Origin of the sequence: Subtercola vilae (assembly GCF_004923255.1) — a bacterium.
GTDB lineage: Bacteria > Actinomycetota > Actinomycetes > Actinomycetales > Microbacteriaceae > Subtercola > Subtercola vilae.
Map to the genome: position 1 here is coordinate 1 of NZ_QYRT01000090.1, position 2384 is coordinate 2384.

At 60.3% G+C, this 2384-nt stretch carries 3 protein-coding genes and 1 pseudogene; 2 read left to right on the forward strand and 2 right to left on the reverse strand.

Annotation, left to right across the window (positions count from 1 at the left end; all coding sequences use genetic code 11):
• The first annotated feature begins 145 nt into the window (after window positions 1–145).
• The gene (locus tag D4765_RS18910; protein ID WP_136643856.1) at window positions 146–499 is read left to right on the forward strand and encodes a DsrE family protein; all 354 of its coding nucleotides are present in this window, start codon (window positions 146–148) and stop codon (window positions 497–499) included.
• A 587-nt stretch (window positions 500–1086) separates the two neighbouring features.
• On the opposite strand, the gene D4765_RS19525 is transcribed toward D4765_RS18910, so the two are convergent.
• On the reverse strand, window positions 1087–1464 hold the full coding sequence (locus D4765_RS19525; RefSeq protein WP_237280569.1) for an IS30 family transposase: 378 nt from the start codon (window positions 1462–1464) through the stop codon (window positions 1087–1089).
• 109 nt (window positions 1465–1573) lie between these two features.
• On the opposite strand from D4765_RS19525, the gene D4765_RS19905 reads away from it, so the two are divergent.
• A complete protein-coding gene (locus D4765_RS19905) occupies window positions 1574–1822 on the forward strand; it encodes a hypothetical protein (protein WP_237280570.1) in 249 nt (82 codons plus the stop codon).
• A gap of 18 nt (window positions 1823–1840) precedes the next feature.
• Here the strand turns inward: D4765_RS19905 and D4765_RS20245 are convergent.
• A pseudogene (locus D4765_RS20245) lies at window positions 1841–1936 on the reverse strand (hypothetical protein); the annotation flags it as partial.
• Window positions 1937–2384 lie beyond the last annotated feature (448 nt).

A 2384-nucleotide genomic window follows, 5' to 3' on the forward strand; every position in this document is an offset into this window, starting at 1 on the left:
GTAGGCCAAGCTCCTTCTTCTCAAACGCCCCCAACCTGCCGACGGCAGGGACTTCGGCGTCGGATTCCGGTCGTTTCTGGTTCATGGCTACGACGCGGCTATTCTGGAAGCGACTGGTAGCCGCTCGCTGGAAAGGGACTAAAGCATGAAGAACACGGTCTTTTATGTTTTCCATGATGATGACGCCTCACTGATACTCAGCACTCGGGTGCCCCAACGAGTGGCCGGGGTCGCCGTAACGCATCGCGTGGCGGTAGAGGTGTTCATCTTCGGCCCGGCTCAAAAACATCTGTCCCTGTCAGCGAGTGACGCCGATGTGCAGTTCAACCGTCAGATCGACGAGCTGGTGGCCGACGGCATTCGGGTTGGTGCGTGTATCAACGCCGCTCAGGCCGCCGGGGTCGACAAGAGCCTCTCGCAACGGGGAATCACGCTGACCATCGCGCGTGATGAGTTCCTGCGTTTCACGCTAGAGGGCGCGACCGTCATCAGCTTCTAAACGGGAACCGGCCGGACCGGTCCGTCAACGATCGTTTCCGAGATTCGTAGCGAGGATTAGTCGTTGTCGAGTAGGTCCAGCAGCCGCGTTGTTACTCGCCAGGTTCAGACGGTCATTTGTTGAAACATCGGCATTGCTAGTACGCGCTGAACGCGGGTCTTGGTCGGGGTCAGCCCACGGTTCGGCATAAATGACACGATAGGGGCGCAGGCACTTGATTGTGAGTTTTTGGCGCAGTATCTCTCTCGCCTGACTTCCGCTTAAATACGGGAAGAGAACGCCTTAGGCGTTGGCGGCCATGGCGAGCCGTGGACATGGCGACGACGTGGGCTCCAAGCAGGTTTTCGCACTATCTACGCCACCACACGCCCCGGAAACACGCGAGACACGATTGGGGTGAATTCAAGCGGCCGTCGCAACACGTGTTTCTGGAAGTGATCCTAGCCCAGTGTCGAAGAGCTGGGTGGGGCTTTGCCAGTTGAGGCGTTTGCGTGGTCGATTGTTGAGCTTCGCGGCGATGGCGGTGAGGGTGTCTGCGCTGTGGATGCTGAGGTCGCTGTGCTTCGGGGACCACTCCAGGAGCCCGTTCACGTTCTCGTTGGAGCCGCGCTGCCACGGCTTCCCGGGGTGGGCGAAGAACACACCCTCTCCGAAGAGGGAACGATCTTGTCGTGGCTGGACATCTCGGAGCCCTGATCCCAAGTCAGTGTGCGTCGCAAATGCGCGGGCAGCATCGACATCGTTGCTGTGAGCGCGGCGTTGACGTCGACCGCGGAATGCGTGTTCGGGAGGTGTAACAGCAGCAGGTACCCGCACTTGCGATCAACGAGCGTACCGATCGCGGAGCGTGTCTTCGTGCCAATGATGAGATCGCCTTCCCAATCGCCCACGCGAACGCTCCTCGACGACAGCTGGCCGAGAATCGATGAGGGTCGCCGGCGCGATGAGGCGCGGTGCACGAACATCCGGTCGTCGGCGGCGCTTTCGAAGCGGCCGCCCGGTGCGCAGGTGCGTAGTCAACTTCCGCGTCAATCCGCTGTTCCGCGGCCAATACACCGCCTGATAGATCGTCTCGTGACAGACATGCCACGACTTCTTCTGCGGGTAAGTTTCCCGCAGCCAGAAGCTGATCTGTTCCGGACTCCAATCCTGCGTCAGTTTCTCCTGAACAAGATCGCGAAGCACCGGATCTTGACCGATCCGCCCGCCGCGATCGCGTCTGGCTTTCTCCCTCGAGCGGGCATGCGCGAGGACCGCGTCGTACTTCCCGCGGTCGTGTCGGCGCATATTCCGGCGCAGCTCACGACTGATCGTCGACGGTGATCTTCCCATCCGTCTCGAGATCTCTCGCATCGACAACCCCTCACGCCGGAGCACTGCGAGGCGTTCCCGTTCGACGCTCGAAAGGTACCGGGTGTGCCGATCGGCCTCGAGCATCCGCAGCGGCGCAACGCCACCGCGCTCGGCACGCCACCGGAACCCGGTTGTGCGCGCGATACCAATCCGCCTCGCCGCCTCGATCGGCCCGACCCCAGCGAGGATCAGCTTCCAGTACGCGTCCCCAACGCTGAGCCATCTCTTCCGTCCACGTCGTCCCACAATTTCCACACTCCGAATTCTGATGGAGTGTTGCAACGAGACCTAGAACCCGCCTGGCAGTAATGGCCCTGTTTTCAGTTGGCGTTAACAAGTTACCCCATTTAACGTACAGTCCCCACGGGGCATTTATGCCGAATCGTGAGCCGACCCCTAGGCCTGCAGCGGATTAGATCTAGCCCCACTCAATGCGTGGATAATTTGATCCTGCGGGATTGTCTGTTCTCGACACCACATTGAGAATCGCGAAGGGGTGAGTATTTGGGGCTCGCTGATCATCAGCATTCCC

What these genes read in the sequence shown, in the direction of transcription:
- D4765_RS18910 (WP_136643856.1), top strand. Translation starts at nt 146, where the DNA reads ATGAAGAACACGGTCTTTTATGTTTTCCATGATGATGACGCCTCACTG.
- D4765_RS19525 (WP_237280569.1), bottom strand. Translation starts at nt 1,464, where the DNA reads ATGTTCGTGCACCGCGCCTCATCGCGCCGGCGACCCTCATCGATTCTC.